Genomic DNA, 1,360 nt, shown 5'->3' on the forward strand with positions numbered 1-1,360 from the left:
CAGGCTGCTGAAAAACACCGGGGTCGACGCGGTTTTGAGAACATGATTCACCTTTGTCACGGTTGCGACAGGAGGTGGCGATGCGCGGGACGGACGAGGCGGCGGGATCGCTGTTCAGCTATGTCGATCTGGACGAGCGCGTTCCGGCGCGGCATCCGCTGCGCTTGATCCGCCGGATCGTCAACGACGCGCTGGCGAGCCTCGATGCCGAGTTCGATGCGCTCTACACCGATTTCGGTCGCCCCTCCATCGCGCCGGAGCGGCTGATCCGGGCGGGCCTGCTGCAAATCCTGTTCTCAATCCGGTCCGAGCGGCAGTTGATGGAGCAGATGGACTACAACTTGCTGTTCCGGTGGTTCGTCGGCCTTGGGGTCGACGATCCGGTCTGGGTTCCCACGGTGTTCACAAAGAACCGCGACCGGCTGCTGACGACCGACATGTCGCGCAAGGTCATGGCCGCGATCCTCGCGCACCCGCAGGTCAAACCGCTGCTCTCGGACGAGCACTTCTCGGTGGACGGCACCCTGGTCAGGGCGTGGGCGTCGATGAAGAGCTTTCAGCCGAAGGAAGGCATGGCGACACCGGACGATGACGATCCCGGCGGGCCGCCGCCACCAGCTGACGAGACCTCAGCAAACCCCGACCAGCCCCAGCAGACCGAGACCCAACCGATGCCCGACACGCCGCGCCAGACCCGCAACGCCGAAGTGAACTTCCGGGGCGAGAAGCGCTCGAACGCGACCCACGCCTCGGTCACGGACCCGGATGCGCGGCTCTACAAGAAGTCGCCGGGCGCCGCGGCGATGCTGTGCTTCATGGGGCATACGCTGATGGAAAACCGGAACGGCCTCGTGGTGCAGGCAGAGCTGACCCACGCCGACGGGCATGGCGAGCGGAAGGCGGCGCTGGAGATGATCAACCGGCACTCCCCAGGCTCGACCCGACGCCTGACGCTTGGGGCGGACAAGGGATACGACAGCGCCGACTTCATCGCTGAACTCAGGCGGATGGTCGTGACGCCGCATGTCGCGCAGAAGGCCCGGCATTCCGCCATCGACGGGCGGACCACTCAGCATCCCGGATACGCCCTGTCCCAGCGGCACCGCAAGAAGATCGAGGAACCCTTCGGCTGGGCCAAAACGGTGGGCGGCATGGCCCAAACCGTTCACCGCGGCCTCGACAGGGTCCGCGCTCGATTCACGATGACCATGGCGGCCTGCAATCTGGCCAGATTGCCAAAACTCCTGGCGGCCTGACAAACAGAGCGACCCCAGTCCCACGTTCGCAGCCCCGCGAGCTCCGCCTTCAAACCGTCACAACAGGAAAAGCGTTCTTCAAGACCAACTTCTTCAGCAGCCTG

1 protein-coding gene is annotated in these 1,360 nt (G+C 65.1%); it reads left to right on the forward strand.

The window, feature by feature from the left end:
• Positions 1–80: 80 nt before the first annotated feature.
• Entirely contained in the window at positions 81–1,256 is a 1,176-nt protein-coding gene (locus tag DDZ14_RS19175) for an IS5 family transposase (protein WP_109426571.1), read from the forward strand.
• Positions 1,257–1,360: the final 104 nt, after the last annotated feature.

Origin of the sequence: Maritimibacter sp. 55A14 (genome assembly GCF_003122205.1) — a bacterium.
Lineage (GTDB): Bacteria > Pseudomonadota > Alphaproteobacteria > Rhodobacterales > Rhodobacteraceae > QEYE01.